At 69.5% G+C, this 1,021-nt stretch carries 2 protein-coding genes; both read right to left on the bottom strand.

Features of this window, described 5'->3' with window-relative positions; translation table 11 throughout:
• Nucleotides 1-828 (bottom strand): DUF2341 domain-containing protein (locus tag AC1DDX_RS27800; RefSeq protein ID WP_477623090.1); only part of this gene is annotated, 828 nt, incomplete at its 3' end.
• Nucleotides 746-1,021 (bottom strand): hypothetical protein (locus tag AC1DDX_RS27795; protein ID WP_477623089.1); only part of this gene is annotated, 276 nt, incomplete at its 5' end. The genes AC1DDX_RS27800 and AC1DDX_RS27795, both read right to left, overlap by 83 nt.

The following is a 1,021-nucleotide window of genomic DNA, read 5'->3' as shown; positions in this document are numbered from 1 at the left end:
GTCAGCAGCAGGCGTGGCCGCGGCCGGGGCGACAGGTACGACCGGCATCGGCACATCGCCACCCAACGCGGCGGTGGTCGCCAGCGGCGGCAGGCTCGCGGCCAGCGACGCGGTGGCGCGGCCGTTCACATACAGATGGACCTGGCTGCCATCGGCCGTCACGGCCAGATGCTGCCAGGCGGCGGGGGTCAGCGGCTGGCCGGGCTGGCTGCGCTGGCCGTTCACTTCCACAAACGGCACGCCCTGGTTGAGTCCGATCAGCAAGGCGTTACCGGCGTCGCGGCGGGCATAGACGAGCTGTTCGCCGGCCGGCTGGTCAGCGCGCACCCAGGCGCTGAACGTGAACGCGCCCGCGGCGGGAATGGCCAGCGAGGGGCTGGCGGGCAACATCAAGGGGGCTGTGCCCGTGAACTGCGCGGCGCGTCCAATCACGCCATCAACGGCAGCGCCCGTGGGCGTCTGGCCGTGGTTGCTGTAGGCCGTGGTGTCGCGCGGCGGCGCACCGGCCGCGCCATCAAAGTGATAAACCAGCGTGTAGTTGGGGTCAAACGTCAGTTGGCCATTGGCGAACGCCGGCGCCTTCTGGTTGCCGTAGTACATCCAGATGTCCTGGCGCTGGCCGTCGGCCACCTCCGGCACGTCCACCCACACCAGCGCCATGCCCAGCAAGGGGTCGAACGATTCCAGCTGGTGGTTCAGCACGGTCTGGTCGTCTGCCGCCACGAAGCGGATGTCGGCGCCCTTCTCATGGATGCCATCGAACGTGAAGTTGCCGGTATGCAGGCGAACCAGCAGCGGCGTGCGGCCGGCGGCGCCGCCCAGCGGCATGCCTTGCGCGCGCCATGCCCAGCAAGGGGTCGAACGATTCCAGCTGGTGGTTCAGCACGGTCTGGTCGTCTGCCGCCACGAAGCGGATGTCGGCGCCCTTCTCATGGATGCCATCGAACGTGAAGTTGCCGGTATGCAGGCGAACCAGCAGCGGCGTGCGGCCGGCGGCGCCGCCCAGCGGCATGCCTTGCGC

The organism is Pedobacter sp. 10L46_2 (assembly GCF_056395165.1).
Note: the sequence above shows the minus strand (reverse complement) of the source record. Positions and strands in the feature narration are given on the sequence as shown.